Annotated in this window: 17 protein-coding genes; 13 read left to right on the top strand and 4 right to left on the bottom strand. The window is 63.5% G+C overall.

Features of this window, described 5'->3' with window-relative positions:
• Positions 1–183 precede the first annotated feature (183 nt).
• Complete coding sequence (locus ACWIE7_RS16740) at positions 184–1,428, top strand: IS256 family transposase (protein WP_454070015.1); 1,245 nt, start codon at positions 184–186, stop codon at positions 1,426–1,428.
• Positions 1,429–1,554: 126 nt separating this feature from the next.
• Here ACWIE7_RS16740 and ACWIE7_RS16735 read toward each other — a convergent pair whose 3' ends face one another.
• The 3 genes from ACWIE7_RS16735 to ACWIE7_RS16725 form a co-directional block, all read right to left on the bottom strand.
• Positions 1,555–2,523 carry an SURF1 family cytochrome oxidase biogenesis protein gene (locus ACWIE7_RS16735; protein WP_227022437.1) on the bottom strand — a complete coding sequence of 323 codons (969 nt, stop codon included), beginning with the start codon at positions 2,521–2,523 and terminating at the stop codon, positions 1,555–1,557.
• Positions 2,524–2,718: 195 nt separating this feature from the next.
• Entirely contained in the window at positions 2,719–3,462 is a 744-nt protein-coding gene (locus ACWIE7_RS16730) for a M23 family metallopeptidase (RefSeq protein ID WP_454070014.1), read from the bottom strand.
• 270 nt (positions 3,463–3,732) lie between these two features.
• Positions 3,733–4,668 carry a cation diffusion facilitator family transporter gene (locus tag ACWIE7_RS16725; RefSeq protein ID WP_119193265.1) on the bottom strand — a complete coding sequence of 312 codons (936 nt, stop codon included), beginning with the start codon at positions 4,666–4,668 and terminating at the stop codon, positions 3,733–3,735.
• A gap of 192 nt (positions 4,669–4,860) precedes the next feature.
• Here ACWIE7_RS16725 and ACWIE7_RS16720 point away from each other — a divergent pair, with 192 nt between their 5' ends.
• The 9 genes from ACWIE7_RS16720 to ACWIE7_RS16680 all read left to right on the top strand — a co-directional run bounded on the left by ACWIE7_RS16720 (position 4,861) and on the right by ACWIE7_RS16680 (position 14,641).
• Positions 4,861–5,514, top strand: a complete 654-nt coding sequence (locus ACWIE7_RS16720; protein WP_454070017.1) for a TlpA family protein disulfide reductase — start codon at positions 4,861–4,863, stop codon at positions 5,512–5,514.
• Positions 5,511–6,365, top strand: coding sequence for a cytochrome c biogenesis CcdA family protein (locus ACWIE7_RS16715; protein WP_043568439.1), 855 nt, complete (start codon positions 5,511–5,513; stop codon positions 6,363–6,365). Before ACWIE7_RS16720 ends, ACWIE7_RS16715 begins: the two co-directional genes overlap by 4 nt.
• 354 nt (positions 6,366–6,719) lie before the next feature.
• Positions 6,720–8,267, top strand: coding sequence for a multicopper oxidase family protein (locus ACWIE7_RS16710; protein ID WP_454070016.1), 1,548 nt, complete (start codon positions 6,720–6,722; stop codon positions 8,265–8,267).
• A gap of 76 nt (positions 8,268–8,343) precedes the next feature.
• Positions 8,344–8,970: a DUF305 domain-containing protein gene (locus ACWIE7_RS16705; protein WP_082924005.1), complete on the top strand. Its 627-nt coding sequence runs from the start codon at positions 8,344–8,346 to the stop codon at positions 8,968–8,970.
• A 111-nt stretch (positions 8,971–9,081) separates the two neighbouring features.
• Positions 9,082–9,924 (top strand): F510_1955 family glycosylhydrolase, encoded by an 843-nt coding sequence (locus ACWIE7_RS16700; protein WP_454070013.1) that lies wholly within the window; start codon positions 9,082–9,084, stop codon positions 9,922–9,924.
• A 101-nt stretch (positions 9,925–10,025) separates the two neighbouring features.
• On the top strand, positions 10,026–11,240 hold the full coding sequence (locus ACWIE7_RS16695; protein WP_372510000.1) for a L,D-transpeptidase: 1,215 nt from the start codon (positions 10,026–10,028) through the stop codon (positions 11,238–11,240).
• Between the two features lie 377 nt (positions 11,241–11,617).
• A complete protein-coding gene (locus ACWIE7_RS16690; protein ID WP_454070012.1) occupies positions 11,618–11,827 on the top strand; it encodes a heavy-metal-associated domain-containing protein in 210 nt (69 codons plus the stop codon).
• A gap of 85 nt (positions 11,828–11,912) precedes the next feature.
• A complete protein-coding gene (locus ACWIE7_RS16685; protein ID WP_454070011.1) occupies positions 11,913–14,288 on the top strand; it encodes a heavy metal translocating P-type ATPase in 2,376 nt (791 codons plus the stop codon).
• Positions 14,285–14,641, top strand: a complete 357-nt coding sequence (locus ACWIE7_RS16680; RefSeq protein ID WP_017838595.1) for a metal-sensitive transcriptional regulator — start codon at positions 14,285–14,287, stop codon at positions 14,639–14,641. The genes ACWIE7_RS16685 and ACWIE7_RS16680 overlap by 4 nt, the downstream gene beginning before the upstream one ends.
• 840 nt (positions 14,642–15,481) lie before the next feature.
• Here the strand turns inward: ACWIE7_RS16680 and ACWIE7_RS16675 are convergent.
• Complete coding sequence (locus ACWIE7_RS16675) at positions 15,482–15,727, bottom strand: hypothetical protein (RefSeq protein WP_007625921.1); 246 nt, start codon at positions 15,725–15,727, stop codon at positions 15,482–15,484.
• Between the two features lie 30 nt (positions 15,728–15,757).
• Between ACWIE7_RS16675 and ACWIE7_RS16670 the strand changes: the two genes are divergently transcribed.
• From ACWIE7_RS16670 to ACWIE7_RS16660, 3 genes are all read left to right on the top strand, one after another.
• Positions 15,758–17,698 carry a heavy metal translocating P-type ATPase gene (locus ACWIE7_RS16670; protein ID WP_454070010.1) on the top strand — a complete coding sequence of 647 codons (1,941 nt, stop codon included), beginning with the start codon at positions 15,758–15,760 and terminating at the stop codon, positions 17,696–17,698.
• 5 nt (positions 17,699–17,703) lie between these two features.
• On the top strand, positions 17,704–18,300 hold the full coding sequence (locus tag ACWIE7_RS16665; RefSeq protein ID WP_182611235.1) for a CueP family metal-binding protein: 597 nt from the start codon (positions 17,704–17,706) through the stop codon (positions 18,298–18,300).
• A gap of 67 nt (positions 18,301–18,367) precedes the next feature.
• Positions 18,368–19,708: an APC family permease gene (locus tag ACWIE7_RS16660; protein ID WP_454070009.1), complete on the top strand. Its 1,341-nt coding sequence runs from the start codon at positions 18,368–18,370 to the stop codon at positions 19,706–19,708.
• Positions 19,709–19,715 lie beyond the last annotated feature (7 nt).

The raw sequence follows: 19,715 nt of genomic DNA, 5'->3' as shown, positions 1-19,715 counted from the left end.
AAGCACAGCACGCGGCGGTCGAACCGTCACCCGAACCCGTCGACGACCTCGTCGACGCCAGATAACCACCCTCTACAAAACCCGGGGCTTGACATCGAGTGGCGGTCCACTAAAGAGGGTGGGCCATCGCGTAGTGGTCAATGAGTTACCGCCAAGTAGCTCACAGTAAGGACACACCACGCGATGACCCAGTCCCATTCTGACGTACGCGCCCAACTCGATGCACTGCTGGCCGCTGATCCTCAGGCCATGTTCGCCGAACTGGTTCGGGCCGGCCTGCAGGCACTAATCGAGGCCGAAGCCGCGGCGAAGATCGGCGCCGACCGCTACGAGCGCACCGAAGGCCGCACCACTCACCGAAACGGGCACCGCGCCAAGACGGTCTCGACCCCGGTCGGAGACATCGAGGCACAGATCCCGAAGCTGCGCTCGGGGTCGTTCTTCCCGGCACTGCTCGAGCGCCGGCGCCGCATCGACCGGGCTCTGTACGCGGTGATCATGCAGGCATACGTCCACGGCGTCTCCACCCGCGCCGTGGACGACCTCGTCCGTGCACTCGGGGTCGACACCGGCATCTCCAAATCGGAGGTCTCACGGATCTGCGCCGACCTCGACGCCGAAGTCGATGCATTTCGCACCCGCACGCTGGCTCACACGCAGTTCCCGTACGTGTTCGCCGACGCCACTTTCTGCAAGGTCCGGATCGGTGCGCATGTGGTCTCCCACGCCATGGTCGTGGCCACCGGAGTCTCCACCGACGGCACCCGAGAAGTGCTCGGCACCGCCGTCGGCGACAGTGAATCGTATGAGTTCTGGAGCGACTTCCTACGCTCGCTCAAGGCCCGCGGCCTGACCGGGGTGCACCTTGTCATCTCCGATGCCCACGCAGGCCTGAAAGCGGCCGTGGCGCAACAGTTTGCTGGCGCCACGTGGCAGCGCTGTCGGGTGCACTTCATGCGCAACCTGCACGGCGCAGTGGCCTCCAAGCACGCCCCGGCAGTGACCGCGGCGGTCAAAACGATCTTCGCGCACACAGACCCGAACGAGGTGGCCGAGCAGTGGGACCAGGTCGCAGACACTTTCGCCAACTCGTTCCCCAAGGCCACCGCGATGATGCACGAGGCCAAAACTGACGTGCTGGCGTTCACCGCGTTCCCCCGCGGGCACTGGCAGAAGATCTGGTCCAACAACCCCATCGAGAGACTCAACAAGGAAATCAAACGCCGCGCCGACGTCGTGGAGATCTTCCCCAACCCTGCAGCGTTCCTGCGACTGGCGACCTCGGTGGTGATCGATCAGCACGATGAATGGCAGGTTGGCCGCCGCTACCTCTCCGAGAGCTCGATGGCCGAGCTTCGCCACATCATCGCCACCAAACAACGTGCCCTAGAAAGCGAGAGCGACTACGGTCAACACCCGACTCGTTGATCACTGCGCCTGACTGGACGCCGATCCGAATCCCACCACCCAACGGGGCACTATCGCAGGGCGCCGAGGGCGAGAAATTGATGAGCTCCCGCGAGGTAAGGGCGAGAGCCAGCTCGAGGATTGGACTCAGTAATCGAGCCTATTTCTCGGACGTAGACGCCGTCGGCGTTCAGCCTCAAATCTGGTGCCGTAGCGATCACGAACGGTCATCGTTACGAGGCGGTCATGGGCCACTGCCTCCGTGGCCGCATCCACCTCAGCAATATGACCGGATACGACATCAGGATCGATATCCCTGTCACCAGGTCCCACAGCACCGTCGCCTAGGCTGCCTTGCTCGTCGTTGCCCTGGCTACGTTGGCGGCGCCGCTCCCGGATTTCACTCCACAGAAAGTAGCCAAGCCCAATTGGCGCTAGAACTCCGAATGCAAGCCATTGAAGCCCATAGGACAGGTACGAACCCGCCTCGACTTCCGGTATCGGAGTTGGCTCGAGTGATCCTGGTTGACCTCCGGGGAGCTGGAGATGATAGCCAGCAAGATCGAGATCCAGAACCCGACCGATCGTCGAGGTTTCAATGGAGCGCACCATGTGACGATCGTGCAGAACTATCGGTTCGGCCGGGGTGTCGGTGGGCATTCTGAGCCTGGCGGTGATGGTCACTGGATCGGCTACCGCGGCCGGGTAGGTCGGCACCGTGTTGTTCTCGCCAACGCGAACCCATCCACGATTAATAAGCAGATCATCGCCGCCCTCGGTCCGAAATGCGGTGAGAACTTGGTAAACCTGTTCCCCGTCGACAGCTTGCTGCCGCAAGAGCACTTCGTCTTCGGGCAGATAGCGACCGGTTACTGTGACCCGATGCCACTCGGATTCGTCCAACGGCGCGTCCCGCGCCGTCAATTCCGTCAACGGCACTGGATCGGCTTCGACGCTGTGAAGAAGTTGGGAATTGCGCGTCTTCAAATCCTCGTTCTTGCCTAACTGCCATGGCGCCAACAGTGTGAAGCACGTATAGACGAACAGTGCGACGGCGATGAAGGAAATCAACCACCCCGGCGTCATCACGCGAAAGACCCTCTGCACGCCGTTCACGGTAGGCGTGATGGCAAGACGGTCGGCATCGGGGCCCTCCTGTCGGCACCAGCTCCGGCGATCATTAATCGTGCCCGCCTCCCGCCACTGTCGGCAGGGATGGTTCCGATCCGGCGAGATCAGCGTGTTGCGTGCCGAATTGTGGCATCCGGGCCTGGATCGGAAGTGTCGAGCAGCAGGTCGTTGTCTACGTCCTCAGATGACGACGCCGTTCGCGGCCAACCATGACACCGAGTCGATCCACTGGCCGGCGGGATTCTGTACGCCGAAGTGCACATGCGGACCAGTCGAGTAGCCACGGTTACCGACTTCACCGATCACCTGGCCGGCGGTGACCTGCTGGCCTTCGGTGACGTAGTTGGCATTGTTGTGGCCATACTCCAAGAGATAGCCGTCATCGGTCTTGATGCGAATCCATAACCCATAACCGGAAGCGGGGCCGGAGGCCACGACCGTGCCGGACTTGGCTGCATACAAGGGTGTGCCGATCGGCGCAGCGATGTCGGTGCCATTGTGGTTAGCGCCCCACCGCGAGCCGAAGCCAGAGGTGATCGTTCCATCAGTCGGCCTGTGAGCTTGGCTGGCGACCGAAGACGCCGAAGACGACGACTGAGCAGTATCGAATCCGAGCGCCTGGCTCAGCCCGGGGGCCTGACTTGCATACTGGCGGACCGCGTCAGCTCCGATGCCATAGCGGGCGGCAGCCTCTTCGACCATCTGTCCGACGTGCTCGGGATCAGACGATTGGGCAGCGGCCACAGGGGCGACACTAAGCGCCGCGCCACCGGCGATTGCGGCGCCAGCCAGCGTGGTGGCGGCGATCCGGCCCACTCCCCTGGATCGGTTGGCGCGATGACGCCCACCAGCAGAGATGCGGTGGCCCACACCAAGCGAGTCCATGAGATCGGCGAACGGAACGCTCTTGGAGGAGCTCGACATGATTGATTCCTTCAACTTAAGCGATGGTCGCAGCTTCATACCGACGACCACTGGAGACTCCCGAAAAGGTAACAGTTGCATATCGTCCTGTCACACAGAGTTTCCTGAGAATCCAGAAATCAGCAGTTCATACGCCATTTGTTATTCATCTACGGCATCGCCCGACCGTTACCCCGACGTGATTTTTGGTTCGAACGCGGGCCGGCCGGAGCCACCCCGCAATCGTCCCGGGTGACTAAACCGCGATCAACGCAAGCAGGATCAAGGTCCTTACTCCTGCCCCCTCCTCGTACCCGCCGCACGTGTGATGTCGATCGCTGCTGCCGCAGACTCATCGGGACAGTCGGTCTCCACCTGCACAGTAGAAAAGAAGAAGCCGTACCGATCCTGAAGCAAGTTGGAGGCGGATTGGAGAACGATCTGCGGATCGGCGCTTGCGGAGGTGCGCAGGTGGCCGGAGAACACGAAACGTCCACTGGTTAGTGCCCAAGCATGGGCATGATGGACGTCTTCCACCCCATCTATCGCTGCCAGGTCTTCAGTCACGTCAGACAGGTAGACCTCGTCGGGTGTGCCCTCCATGAGCAGATGGGTGGCGTCGCGCAGGATGCTCCAGCTTGCCCATACAAGCACGAAGCCGAACGCCAAACCGAGCAGCGGATCGATCACCAAGAACCCGGTGAACTTGATCACTAGTGCGGTGACGATGATGAGCAGGCTGCCGACGAAGGTCTGGATGATGTGCCACAACGCGCCACGAACGTTCATGTCGCTGCGGCTTTGTTTCCAGATCAGGCTCAGGGCGACGATTTCGGTAAGCAAGCCTCCCGCGGCTGCCCACAGCATGGGCGTCGTGGGCAGGTCAACCGGAGCATTCATGCGCATGGCAGCCATCACGATCACCACCATCGCCATGATTAGCAGGAAACCGCCATTGACCAGCGCGCCTACGATCTCGGCGCGGTACCAGCCAAAGCTGCGATTTTCGTCTGCGGGGCGGCGGGCGAGTCGAGCAGCGAAGATGGCGACTAGGACACCACCGACCGCCGAGAAGGTGTGAAAAGCGTCCGAGATCACCGCAACCGAGCCGGTCCACAGCCCGATCGCCAACTCGATGACGAAGTAGATTCCCGTCAGCCAAGCCGAGATAGCCATGCCCCACCCACGAGCCTGCACCTGCCCGTGTCCACCATGCCCATGCGCCATGGGGGGTCTCCTTTTTTGCACTCGGAATCCGGTTCTCGTGTCAGCTGCACACTATGCATCGGTCTCGCGGTGCCCACAGCTTCTCTTGGGAATCTTGATCAGACCTTCATCGAACCCCGACCGAACCAATGGGGTAGGGGCGGCACAATCGTCCGGTGTGACTGTGCAGGCAAGAGTGGTGCTGATGCTGTGATGACGACGGATGTGTTCGGCAAGGGTGCGCAGCCCGGCAGCTGGGGCAGACGGGCAAGATGCCAACTGGCCGCAGTGGTGGTGAGTTCGCTTGTACTTACTGGCTGCGCTAGCGGCACTGATGCCGTCGCTTCAGGTGAGACGTTCGATTTTGTCAGCCCGGGCGGCCAGATTGAGATCTTCTATGATCCGCCGGCGGACCGCCAGAAGATCGCGCCGATGTCTGGCCCGGAAGTAGTAGATCCGGAGGCCACTGTGGCGGTCGCAGACTTTCCTGGCGAGGTGGTGCTGATCAACCTGTGGGGTCAGTGGTGTGCTCCCTGCCGGACGGAAACCGACGACCTGCAGCGACTACAGGACAAGTACCAGGCGCAAGGGTTCACCAATCTCGGCGTCAACTTGCGCGACCCGAATCGGCACAAGCCTGTCGACTTCATCAAGGACAACGGGGTCACCTATCCCTCAATTTGGGACCCATCGCAGGCCGCGGTGGCAGCGCTACATGGTTTCCCCACCTCGGTGGTGCCAGCGACACTGATTCTCGACAAACAGCACCGAGTCGCTGCGGTATATCTAGCAGAGGTCACCGACACCCAGTTGGAGCCGGTCATCGAGAGACTGCTGGCCGAGCCTGCTGAAAGCGACGCTGCATGAACACGGTGCTGATCGCGCAATCCATTGGCCAGACGTTCCAACAAACAGCTGCTTCCGGGCCTCTACTTCTCGCGTTGGGAGCATGTGTCCTTGCGGGACTCGTCTCGTTCGCCTCGCCGTGCGTAGTCCCGCTCGTGCCCGGGTACCTGGCATATATGGCCAGCATCGTGGGTGCAGAGCGCCCGGCGGTGACCGTGCAGGCCGCCGAGCAGCGCCGCGCCGAAGCCAGCACGCTCACTCTTGAACAGCAGCGTCAGCGGGTGTCATCGCGACGACGAGTCGTCCTCGCCGCGGTGCTATTCGTTGCTGGATTCACGGTGGTCTTCGTGCTGCTGTCGGCGATGGTGCTGGGCACCGTGCAATACCTCGCCCCCCAGCAAGAATTGCTGCAGCGGCTCGGCGGTGTGGTGACCATCTTGATGGGTCTGGTGTTCATCGGGGCCATACCCGCCCTCCAGAGGGACACTCGAATGCAGCCGAAAGCGCTTTCCACCTGGGCGGGCGCGCCGCTACTTGGCGCCGTCTTCGCCCTGGGATGGACGCCGTGTCTCGGACCGACGCTGGCAGCGGCGTTGTCGGTGGCCGCCGGAACCGGACTCGACGCCGCACGCGGAGTACTGCTCATCGTGGCGTACTGCCTGGGGCTCGGACTGCCTTTTATCGTGGTGGCCTTCGGTTCGACGAGAGCCATCCGCACGGTGGGCTGGCTGCAACGACACACGCGAACGATTCAGATCGTCGGCGGCATCATGCTCATTGTCGTCGGAATCTTGCTGCTCAGCGGCATATGGACGCAGTTCGTGTACTGGCTCCGCGACTTCGCCGTCTCAGACACCACTTTGCCGATCTGACAGTGCTCCGATGGTCTCTCCTAACTCGAGTCGAGTCTGTTCGAAAAGAACCTTGATCGGATCTTGACGAAACGATGACCCAGATCTCGCATTTCGCCCCGCAGAATCGAGTTTCTAAGACAGGCAAGGAGTTGAGTCTGATGGGGTGGTTTTACGGTATGAACTGGATAGACATCGTCCTGTTGATCGCGTTCGTACTCGTTTTCTGGGCGATGGTTCTGGCCTTGACGACCAGTCTTTTCGGAGGGCATCGGCACCTACGCGGGTCTCACTCTCCTGCTACTGGGGTCGTCTCTTCCGGTATCTCTTTCGGATCTCACGTAGGGACCGCGACTTCGCGAAACGCCGATCATGATGAACGCTGACGCCACGGGGCGGGCAGGTGCGCTAAGACGTGCGCCGCGCGTGCTGGTCTCCCGCCGGTCTTTCTTGGCCGGATCGCTTCTCGCCGGCGCCGGCGCTCTGACTGCATGTTCTGGTTCCGGAGCAGCCACGGGCAGTCCCGTGGGAGCCTCGTCAGATCTCGTGAGGCGGCTTGAGCAGGAGCGACGCGCCCCCGGACAAACGGTGGTATCTGCGCAGTTGACCCCCCGTCCGGTCGACGTTGATCTGGGTGGCCGAGTCGTCTCAACGTGGGGATACGACCAACAATTGCCAGGCCCACTGGTGCGGGCCCAAGCTGGAGAGCGGCTGCAGATCACCGTGGACAACCAGTTGCCCCAGGAGACCAGCGTGCACTGGCACGGGATCGCCATGAGCAACGACATGGACGGGGTTCCCGGGTTGACGCAGGACCCGATCGCACCAGGCACCACGTTCACCTACGACTTCACCGCCCCAGACCCGGGCACGTACTTCTACCACTCACATTCGGGTCTGCAACTCGATCGGGGCTTGTACGGAGTGGTGATCATCGATGATCCGGGCGAGCCCGGCGACTACGACCATGAATGGCTCGTGGTCCTTGACGACTGGGTCGACGGGACCGGTCGGACTCCCGACGATGTCGCCCGTGATCTGGGCATCGGTGCCGACACCGCAGATGCCGGGATGCAGGGGATGGACCACGACATGATGGACATGCACGGGGGTGAGGGGTCGATGATGTCCCCCATCCTCGGCAGCGCCGGGGATGTCACCTACCCGCACTTTCTGATCAATGGTCGACTCCCTGTCGACCCCTACGTTTGGAGAGCGTCGCGGGGCCAACGCGTGCGCATCCGGTTCGTCAATGCCGGCGCCGACACCGCGTTCCGGGTCGCGCTTGGCGGGCACCGGATGACCGTCACTCACACTGACGGCTTTCCCGTGCTTCCCGAGGACACCGATTCTCTTCTGATCGGTATGGGTGAACGGTTCGATGTTGTGGTCACGCTCGGCGACGGCGTGTTCCCGTTGTTCGCTCAGCCCGAAGGCAAGGATGGCCACGCGCAGGCCCTTGTACGTACAGCAGCGGGCGATCTCCCGACGAATTCCCGACCAGTCGAAGTGGACCGGCGTCCGCTATTGGGTACCGACTTATCCCCCAGCGAGGCAGTACGTCTGTCTAGCCAAAGTCATGATCGGTACCACAGTGTTGACCTGGGCGGGACGATGTCGCCGTACCGGTGGACCCTCAACAGCCAAGTCCACCCGGATTCGGCGCCGCTGGAGGTCAACAGTGGGGAGCGGGTGCGGATGCGGATGCGGAACATGTCCGACATGTTCCACCCGATGCACCTGCACGGACATACGTTCGCGCTCGCGGACAGCGGGCTTCGCAAAGATACCGTCACGATTCGGCCGATGCGCACCATTGAGATCGAGTTCGACACCGATAATCCTGGCCAGTGGGCGCTGCACTGCCACAACGCCTATCACCAAGAGGCCGGGATGATGACCACTCTGTCTTACCTCGCCTGACCGGCAAGGTGATCCACTCGCGGGCCCGAAAGTCCGCAGAAGAAAGGGAACCCAGATGAATCGAAAGAAGCTTGTGATGACCGCCGCTGCCGCCGCGGTCCTGCTGGGGCTGTCCGCCTGCACCAGCGACGAGACCGACACGGCCAGCGAGACCACGACCGCCGTCGAGACCACTGCGACCAGCGGGAGTTCGACCACCGAGCAGGCAGAGGAATCAGCTCAGCATTCCGAGGCTGACGTGATGTTCGCCCAGATGATGATCCCCCACCATGAGCAAGCCATCGAGATGAGCGACATCATCTTGTCCAAGGATGATGTCCCCGCCGACGTCACCTCGCTGGCCGAGGAGATCAAGGCGGCCCAGGGGCCCGAGATCGCGCAGCTGACCGACTGGCTTGAGCAGTGGGGCGAGCCGACGCAGCCCGAAGGCATGGACATGGACATGGGCGGTGACCATGACATGGCGCAGATGGAGGGCATGCTCTCCGATGAGGAATTGCAGCAGTTGTCCGACGCTCCCGGACCTGAGGCTGCCGAGTTGTTCCTCAACCAGATGATCGCCCACCACGAAGGCGCCGTGGCCATGGCCGAAGACCAGGTCGAGAACGGCACGTACCCGCCGGCTGTCGACCTGGCGCAAACCATCATCGACACCCAGCAGCAGGAAATCGACACCATGCAGCAGATGCTCGACTCCATGTAAAAAAAACGAAGGCTCGCATTCCCGGCGGGGTCGATGGCAGTCCGACCCCGCCGGAGACCGTCTGGACATGAGCACATTTTCTTGTCCCTGCCAGAAACGAGATACGCATTCATGCTTTCGCACCGAAAGCGGGCCTGGGCCTCAATAGCCATCCTTGCATCGGCTCTCACCGCGACCGCGTGTTCGAGCCCGCAGCAGACGCCAGCACCCGAATCCGGGGACGCCTCATCGACGGCCGGCACAGCATTAACACCCGCGCTTGACCATGTGCACGGACTCCACCTCGATGCTGAGGGAAGGGTGCTGGCCGGCACGCATACGGGGCTTTTCGTCCTCAACCCCGATGGCGCGACCACCCGCGTCGGCGACGCCGACGACGACTTCATGGGGCTCACAGGCGCGCCCGGGACGGATAACCTCTACGCCTCGGGCCATCCTGGCCCGTCAAGCTCCGCCCCCAATCCTCTCGGACTCATCGAGAGTGTCGACGGCGGCCAGTCGTGGGCGACGAAATCCCTCTCCGGCGAAGTCGACTTTCACGCCCTGACCACCGACGGAAACACCCTTGTCGGATTCGACACCGCCAACGGAATTCGAACGTCCACCGACTCGGGCGTCAGTTGGACCGACGGCATCGAGATAGCCGCGAGAGCATTGGCGATTACCGACGAGGGCATCTGGGCCACAACCGCAGGAGGCCTACAACTCAGCACCGACATCGGGCGCACATTCGCATCAGTACCAGCTGCTCCCGAACTCCTGCTGATATCTGCAGCCGAAGACGGCACCCTCTGGGGGATCGACACCGACGGCACCGCCTGGCGCAAGAACGTCAACGACGATGAGTGGCAGCAGGGACCAGTCGTCGGTGATGTCGAAGCCATCATCGCCGCGGACCAGGACACTGCCTACGCTGCTGATGGACGGTCACTTCATACATTAACGATTCCCTGAAACGTCATCGGCGGCGCAAACCAAGGCCGACCGAAGACGGAATGGAAACTACCGGTCGAAACGCATACGAACTCGAGGGAGAAGTGGTGAGGAAAGAAGCGATGCTCGCAGGCGGAGCCGCACCAGAGCGCACACCGGCGAAACGGCTTGCCTCGGTCGCGGTGGCCTTGGTGGCCGCAGTAGGGCTGAGCGCGTGCACGATCGGGGACACCGAGGACACCTCGACGGCCGCTGCACCGAAAGAAGCCCCCGCCGCTGCGGCCGTCATTCACACCTCGTTCGAAGATGGGACAGTGGCCGCGACGCCGCGGGAACCGATCGTTCTGGATGTGACAGACGGTGCGTTCGACGATGTCACGGTCACAAACGAAGAAGGCCGCGAGGTCGAAGGCGAGTTCAACGCGGAACGCTCCCAGTGGCGCACCACCGAGACTCTGGGCTACAACCGGGATTACTCGATCGAGGCGAGCGCTACTAACGACGACGGTGAGACGATTACAGACTCGTCCTCGTTCAGCACCGTGGTCCCGAACTCGACCACCAGCGCGAGCCTGGTGACCGGTCAGGGCCACACGGTAGGTATCGCGCAGCCGGTCGCGGTGCGTTTCGAGTCCGCCGTCGGCGACCGTAAGGCCGTCCAGGACGCCATCGAGGTCACCACGACCCCCGCCGTCGAAGGAGCCTTCTACTGGGTGTCGCCCTCGGAGGTTCGCTGGCGCCCCGCCGAATTCTGGGCACCGGGCACCGAGGTCGACGTCGACGTCAACATCTACGGCACCGATATGGGCGAAGGCCTTTACGGAGCCCAGGACGCAAACAGCAACTTCACGATCGGCGACGAGGTCATCACCACGATCGACGACAACACCAAGACAATGACAACCCGAATCAATGGCGAGGTCGTCAGCAGTAGCCCGGTCTCACTAGGAAAGGCATCGACACCCACCCCGAACGGCACCTACTACATCGGCGACCGATACGAATCGCTCATCATGGATTCATCGACGTTTGGTGTGCCGGTCGACTCGGCCGACGGCTACCGGCTTTCAGTCAACTGGGCCACCCAGATGTCCTACAGCGGGATCTACGTCCATGCCGCCCCATGGTCCGTTGAACAACAGGGCTTCACCAACGTCAGTAACGGCTGTATCAATGTCACCGACGCCTACGCCAAGTCGTTCCAGAACAGCAGCAACCGGGGCGACGTGGTCAAGGTCATCAATACCGTCGGACCGACGCTTCCCGGGACCGACGGGCTGGGCGACTGGAACATCCCGTGGGAAACCTGGCGTGCTGGAAATGCCGACCTAGCCTAAGAGGCCCTCGGCCAGGGTTCCGAACAATTGGTTGCGGATACAGACATGGCCGGGTGTTGGCCTGCGTTAATACGCGTCGCCCGTCTCTATGCCGAACTGCTCGACTGCGGCGGCAAGGGCCTGGTTCGCGCTGCACCGCCAGCACGGTGAGCTCGTCTCCGCGCTTCCAAAGACCTTGCCGCCACGGCTCTTGCGCCCGCCTACTGGTCAATCCATACGGCGTCCGGGCGATCAGAATGCAGGCGAAGTGAGCCGCGGACACAAGCGAACATCACCCTTGACCAATACCCCTATGGGGTATAGGTTCATTGGTGTTCGGATTGATCCGAGCCATCGGATGTCTCAACGAACTACACCCGTCAACGGAAGGAGCCGTCATGGCTACCAGCACCAAGGAGTACACCGTCCAGGGCATGACCTGCGGACACTGTGAGTCGTCGGTCAAGGAGGAAGTCGGCGAAATCGCGGGCGTCTCCGTGGTGGAGGCCTCGAGCAAGACCGGAACGGTGTCGGTCTCCGGCGAGGGCTTCACCGACGAGCAGGTCGTCGCCGCCGTCAAGGAAGCCGGCTACACCGTCGCCTCTTGACGCGGGGCGATCCGCCAGTCCCAGCAGCTGGTGAGATCCCTGGCCCCGAGCACACCACCCGTTCACCGTGAAGGATTGATCCTCGATGACCCAGACTCAACCCTCCCAGATGCACCCCGCGGTGGATCTGATCGACATAGATCTGGGCGTCACGGGCATGACCTGCACTTCGTGCTCGGGGCGGGTCGAGCGCAAGCTCAACAAGCTCGACGGGGTGGACGCCACGGTCAACTTCGCCACCGAGTCCGCGTCCATCTCCTTCGACCCGAGCAAGATCGACACGGACGCGCTCATCGAGACCGTGCGCGGTGCGGGATACGACGCGTTCACGATGAAGGATGACGACGACCAGGCTGTGGACGCAGCTTCCGCAGGTGGCAGTGGCGCCGGTTCTCGAGACCAGATCGAGGAGGCCAGGGAACGCGAGACCGCAGACCTCAAACACCGTCTGATTGTCTCGGCCGCGCTCACGGTCCCGGTGGTCTTGCTGAGCATGATCCCGGCACTGCAGTTCACCAATTGGCAGTGGGCCGTGCTGACCATGGTCACCCCCATCTTCTTCTGGGGAGGCGCACCCTTCCACAAGGCCACCCTCGCCAACCTGCGGCACGGTTCATTCACCATGGACACCCTGGTCTCGATGGGCACGGCGGCCGCCTACCTCTGGTCACTGTGGGCACTGTTCCTCGGCAACGCCGGCATGCCCGGCATGACCATGGAAGTGCATCTGCTGCCCACAAACTCCACGATGGACGAGATCTATCTGGAGACCGCCGCCGTGGTGATCTCCTTCCTGCTGCTGGGCCGCTGGTTTGAAACCAAGGCCAAGGGGCAGTCCTCCGCCGCACTCAAGGCGCTCCTCGACATGGGAGCCAAGGACGCCGCCGTCCTCCGCGACGGCGTCGAGGTCCGCATCCCCGTGGGTCAGTTGAAGGTCGGCGACATCGTCGTGGTGCGCCCGGGCGAAAAGATCGCCACCGACGGCCGCGTCACCGAAGGTTCATCCGCGATCGACGAGTCCATGCTCACCGGCGAATCCGTCCCGGTCGAGGTCACGCACGGCTCCACGGTGACCGGCGCAACCATGAACACCTCGGGAAGACTGCTGATCGAGGTCACCCGCACCGGCGAGAACACCACACTGTCCCAGATGGCCAAGCTGGTCACCGAGGCGCAGTCCAAGAAGGCCCCGGTCCAACGACTGGTCGACCGCATCTCGCAGGTCTTCGTGCCCATCGTGATCGTCATCGCGATCATCACCCTGCTCGTGCACTTGTTTGTGGTGGGAGCGGGACTGGCCACCGCGTTCACCGCCGCCGTGGCCGTGCTCATCATCGCCTGCCCGTGCGCACTGGGCCTGGCCACTCCCACCGCACTCCTGGTCGGTACCGGCCGCGGCGCCCAGATGGGACTGCTCATCAAGGGGCCCGAGGTCCTAGAGTCCACCCGGCGCGTCGACACCATCGTCATGGACAAGACCGGCACCGTCACCTCCGGAGTGATGTCCGTCAGCCAGGTCACCACTGCCGCCGGATTCGACCGGACGGATCTGCTGGTCAAGGCCGCTGCGGTGGAGGCCGCGTCCGAGCACCCGATCGCCCAGGCCATCGCCCGCGAGGGTGCAAAGAGTCTGGCGGGCGAGGGCCCCGTGGCCGACAGGGAGGCCGGATCCGCCATTCTGCCGGAGGTCACCGGGTTCACCAATACTGCAGGCCGTGGCGTCACGGGCACCGTCGACGGTGCCGTGGTGACCATTGGTCGCCCTGAGGGCTCCCTGCCGGCGGACCTGCGGACCGCGTTCGACGATGCCCAGAAGCAGGGCGGCACCCCTGTGGTCGCCCAGATCGACGGCACCGTCGCGGGCGTGATCACCGTCCGCGACACCGTCAAGCCCACCTCCGCCGAGGCGGTAGCCGGACTCAAAGCTCTCGGATTGACCCCGTGGCTACTCACCGGCGACAACGCCGGAGCCGCACGTGTCGTGGCCAGCGAGGTCGGCATTGATCCGGCCAACGTGATCGCCGAGGTCATGCCCCACGACAAAGTCGCCCAGATCGAGAAACTGCAGGCCAAGGGCAAGAACGTCGCCATGGTCGGCGACGGCGTCAACGACGCGGCAGCTCTCGCCCGGGCCGAGCTCGGACTGGCGATGGGCGCCGGCACGGACGTGGCGATCGAAGCCTCCGACATCACTCTGATGAACGACGACCTGCGATCCGCCGTGGACGCGATCAGGCTGTCACGCCGGACCCTGGGCACCATCAAGGGCAACCTATTCTGGGCGTTCGCCTACAACGTCGCACTGATCCCCGTCGCTGCGATCGGACTGCTCAATCCCATGCTCGCAGGCGTCGCAATGGCGTTCTCGAGTGTGTTCGTGGTGACCAACTCCCTACGCCTGCGCGGGTTCACCTCAAGCCACGCGACCCCCAACCACGACCAGACCAGGAGCCAGTCATGACGGATACCCCGGACCTCGCCATCGACCCTGCAGCCGAGCACGATGCCGAAGCCGCTGGCTGCGAGACCCACAGTCACCACGGCTACATGAAGGAAAAGGACCGCTACAAGGCCCGGCTCAAGCGGATCGAGGGCCAGGTGCGGGGCATCCACCGCATGATCGATGAGGAGCAGTACTGCATCGACATCCTCACCCAGGTCAGCGCCATCAATTCCGCACTGCGCAACGTCGCCCTCGGCCTGCTCGACGACCACATGCGCCACTGCGTCGCCGACGCAGTGAACGAGTCCGACGAGGCCGCAGAGATCAAATTCAAGGAAGTGGCCGACGCCATCGCCCGCTTCTCCCGCTAAGCGGGGGCGGGTAGGTGCATGGGAGGCCCCGGCAAGGTCGCGAGCAGGATGCTTCGCGGATGTAGCCGAGCCCCGAAATTCGGTGAACACGCCTCACCAACATACCCCGTTGGGGTATAGTTTGCGGGTGGGAAAGCCAATGAACTCGCACGGCAGAAACCAGGAGAGAACATGACATCTGATCGAATTCAGGATCCGGTCGACGCCGCCGGTTAGCTCGACGAACTCGCGGGCCCTATCCCGGGCTGGCAACCCGGTTGTTCCAATCGTCCCAGGCCATCACCGCAGGTCGTCACCGAAAAAGCCTTCGGGTTCGAGCAATGTGGCTACGGAGTCGGGCCAAAGGCAGCTCACCCTGGCCCACGCCCTTGGGCGCCCGAAAGACCAGCAGCGGCGGAGGGTGCTTCCATCGTTCCGAGCGCCCTAGAAGGGAGCCGCCATCATCGTGGCGCCAGCCCGAACCACTCCCCTGACGAACATCTTGAGCAAACCTTCACACAATCTCCACCACAATCCGCTGGCTCACCCACGATCCTGACTGTCGGCCGGACCCCAGAACGCCAGGACGTGCGTCATCACCGACGGGAACGGCGATCCTGGGATGGGCGGTGTCACGAACGTGGTCGGCCGAGCACAGATGTCAGCACGATTCGATACCCTGCGGCGGTATCGGCTCGTGGCCCGGAGCAACTGCTACTTGGCCCCACGGGAAGAGATGTCCATGACCCCTAGAACACATCATGCGCTAGGGCTCACCGCTGTCAGGGAATCATGTTCTTGCTGTTTCACTCCCTCGAAACTCCTGCATATCGAAGCTGCCGGACGCATGCCGCTCGAAGATCACGCCAACCAGGTGGCAATGGACAAGACGGAAGGGACCAAATGAATCAGTCGCACGATCATCATGACCACGCCCACAGTCACGGATCCGGCGGAGCCGCGGCCGGGCACCTCAACGAGCGAGACACGGCGGTAGCTGAGCACCATCACCCGGACGGGCCCCAGGAGACGACGGGCCACGCCCATGCGGGGCAGCATCACGCTGGCCATGAAGACCATGGCGGTCATGCCGGGCACGGAGACCATGTCGGGCAGTTCCGACGTTTGTTCTGGATCATGCTCGTCTTGGCGGTGCCGGTGGTCGGCTTCAACGAGATGTTCGCCGACCTCATCGGTTACCAGCTGCCCGACGCCGGATGGGTGTGGTGGGTCTCCCCCGCCCTGGGCACAGTGATTTATCTCTGGGGTGGTCGGCCGTTCCTTACTGGCGCGGTGTCTGAGGTTCGCGCTCGGCAGCCCGGCATGATGCTGCTCATCGGCTTGGCGATCACCGTGGCGTTCATCGCCTCCTGGGGCGCAAGCCTGAGCTTGTTGGATCATGAGCTGAACTTCTGGTGGGAACTGGCGCTGCTGGTGGTCATCATGCTGCTGGGCCACTGGATTGAGATGCGTTCTCTGGCGCACACCACCTCTGCACTCGATTCTCTGGCGGCGCTGCTGCCTGATGAGGCCGAGAAGGTCGACGGCGACGACGTGGTCACCGTCGCTCCGGCTGACCTGCTGGTCGGCGACGTCGTAATTGTCCGCCCCGGTGCTTCTGTGCCCGCCGACGGCAGGATCATCGACGGCTCGGCCAGCATGGACGAGTCCATGGTGACCGGCGAATCCAAGGCGGTCCGGCGTGAGATCGGCGAGCAGGTGGTCGCCGGCACGGTGGCCACCGACTCCGGCTTACGCGTCGAGGTCTCCGCAATCGGTGACGACACTGCCCTGGCCGGAATTCAGAAGCTGGTGGCCGACGCGCAGGCATCCTCCTCGCGGGCCCAGCGCATCGCCGATACCGCGGCCGGCTGGTTGTTCTGGTTCGCCCTCGCATCGGCTGTGATCACCGCTGTCATCTGGAGTGTTCTGGGGATGCCGGATGCGGGGGTGGTGCGCACGATCACCGTGCTGGTGATCGCCTGCCCGCACGCGCTGGGTTTGGCGATTCCGTTGGTGGTCTCGATCGCTACCGAACGCGCCGCCCGCGGCGGGGTGCTGATCAAGGACCGCCTCGCGCTCGAGTCGATGCGCACCGTCGACGCCGTCCTGTTCGACAAGACCGGCACCCTGACCAAGGGCGAACCCACCGTCACCGGAATCGAATCAATAGACGGGCACACCGCCAACGAGGTGCTTGCCCTGGCTGCAGCCGCCGAGTCCGACAGTGAGCACCCGCTGGCCAGAGCCGTGGTCGGGGCCGCACAGACCCGCGACCTGACCGTGTCGAAGGCGACCGACTTCTCCTCCTCCCCGGCCGTGGGCGTCAAGGCCACGGTGGACGGCACCGTGGTCGAGGTCGGCGGCCCCTACCTGCTCGATCAGCACGGACGCGATGAACTCCCCATCGCCGATGAGTGGCGAGGCGAGGGCGCGATCATCCTGCACATCCTCGCCGAGGGCCGGGTGATCGGCGCGCTGCGGCTGGCCGACGAGATCCGGCCGGAATCCCGGGACGCCGTCGACGCCCTGCATGCCGCCGGAGCTCAAGTCGTCATGATCACCGGCGATGCTCGCGCCGTGGCCGACACCGTCGCCGCCGAACTCGGCATCGACCGGGTCTTCGCCGGGGTCCGGCCAGAAGACAAGGCCGCCAAAGTCGCCGAACTGCAGTCCGAAGGCAAGAAGGTCGCCATGGTCGGCGACGGGGTCAACGACGCGCCCGCACTGGCCCAAGCCGATGTGGGCATCGCCATCGGCGCCGGGACCGACGTGGCGATCGGCTCCGCCGGCGTCATCCTGGCCTCATCGGATCCCCGCTCTGTGCTCTCGGTCATCGAACTCTCCCGGGCGAGCTACCGCAAGATGAAGCAGAACCTGTGGTGGGCCGCCGGCTACAACCTTGCCGCCGTGCCTCTCGCCGCCGGCGTGTTGGCTCCGATCGGATTCGTGCTGCCCATGAGCGTCGGCGCCATCCTCATGTCGCTGTCAACAGTCGTTGTTGCCCTCAACGCCCAGCTGCTGCGGCGCCTCGACCTGAGCCCAGAATCCGTCACAAGAGCGATGGAGCGAGGATAACCACCATGACAACCACCGACACCTCTCGGCGACGAGTCGCATCCGCGTTCCTTGCTGCCGCCGCGTTGACTCTCGCCGGCTGCTCGACCGGACCGTCAGGCAACGCGTCGACAGAACCACCCGTCACCTCGTTGGAGTCCTACGATCTCGCCGGCCTCGAGGCACCCCAGATCATCAACACGCTCGACACCATGCCGGTGGCCGACAGGCCGAACGATCTGATCGCCTCGGTGCAGCCGACTGAGCTCGTCTTGACCAGTGGCGATGAGAGCCTCGAGACGATTCCTATTCCAGAGGACCAGTTCTATCTGTCAGTGGCTCCGTATTACACGAGCACCCACCCCTGCCGATTCCACAGCCTGACCACTTGCCTCGGCGAGATCGCCAACGAACAGGTGCACGTCACAGTCACCGATAACGCCTCCGGTGACACCCTCATCGACGAACCGCGCATCACCTACGACAACGGCTTTCTCGGGCTCTGGCTACCGCGAGGCATCACGGCCACGCTCACCATCGACCACGACGGCAGAACGGCCACCGCTCCGATCTCCACGGGCGACGATGACCTCACCTGCCTGACCACTATGCAACTCGCCTGACATCCCCACTCGCGCCGATATCGCCACCGACGCGGCCACCCACCGGCAGGAAGGTAGTGCGGTCAGCATGGACCACAGCACACAGTCCCAAGACAAGCTCACTCTCACCGGATCCGTCGCGCTGGGAACCGGGGTAATGATCGGAGCCGGCATCTTCGCCCTCGTGGGCCAGGTCGCGGAATTGGCCGGCGGCTGGGTGCCGTGGGCGTTCCTCGCCGGCGCGGTGGTAGTGGCGTTCAGTTCCTACTCCTACATCCGGTACTCGGCCATCAACCCGTCCTCGGGCGGGATCGCGATGCTGCTCAAAGCCGCCTACGGGCCCGGGGTGGCGGCCGGCACGTTCTCCCTGTTCATGTACGTGTCGATGATCCTCGCCGAGTCCCTGCTGGGGCGGACCTTCGGCACCTACGTGCTGCGGCCGTTCGGCATGCAGGACTCCTCCCTGTGGGTGCCGGTGCTGGCAGTGCTCGCCATCGCCGCCGCCGCGCTGGTCAACCTGGTGGGCAACCAGTGGGTCGAGCGGTCAGCCACCGCTACCGCGGCGCTCAAGATCGTGGGCATCGCTGTGCTGGCGATCGCCGGCATCCTGGCCGCGGGCGTGTCCTCGCTGGGCCGACTGTTCACCGTCGCCGAACGCACCCCACCGGAGCACGGCTGGATGGGCTTTCTGGCCGGGGTGACCCTGTGCATCCTGGCCTACAAGGGCTTCACCACGATCACCAACCAGGGCGCGGACCTACGGGACCCGGAGCGCAACATCGGCCGCTCCATCATGATCTCCATCGCCCTGTGCACCGTCCTCTACCTGTTGATCACCGTCGCAGTAACCGCCAGCCTGACCGTTCCGCGGATCATCGGGGCCCGCGACTACGCCCTCGCCGAGGCTGCCAAGCCGATGTTCGGATCCTGGGGCGTCACGCTGACCGTGATCATCGCGGTGGTGGCGACGCTGTCAGGACTCATCGCGAGCTTGTTCTCTGTCTCCAAGCTCTACGACATGCTCCGCGACATGGGCCAGGTGCCGGGACTACCCGGGGCTGGCGGACACCAGTCGCTCTACATCACAGCCGGCCTGGCGATCCTCATGGCAGCCTTCTTCGACCTGTCACAGATCGCCTCCCTGGGGGCGATCTTCTACCTGGCAATGGACATCGCCATCCACTACGGGATCGTCCGACGCCTCAAGGACGACGTCAATGCCAAGGCGTGGATCCCGTGGGTCGCGATCGTCCTCGACGTCGCAGTGCTCGTACCCTTCCTCCTGCTCAAGGCGCAGTCCGACCCACTCACGCTGGGCATCACCGCGATCGTGGCCCTAGTTGTGATGTCCAGGGACGTTGTTCTGGCCCCCGCCCGTAATGACACCGTGCCGATTCAAGAAGTATCTGTCCAGACCGCTTGCCATTGAAGGCATG

It is taken from the genome of Dietzia sp. NPDC055343, assembly GCF_053645265.1.
Note: the sequence above shows the minus strand (reverse complement) of the source record. Positions and strands in the feature narration are given on the sequence as shown.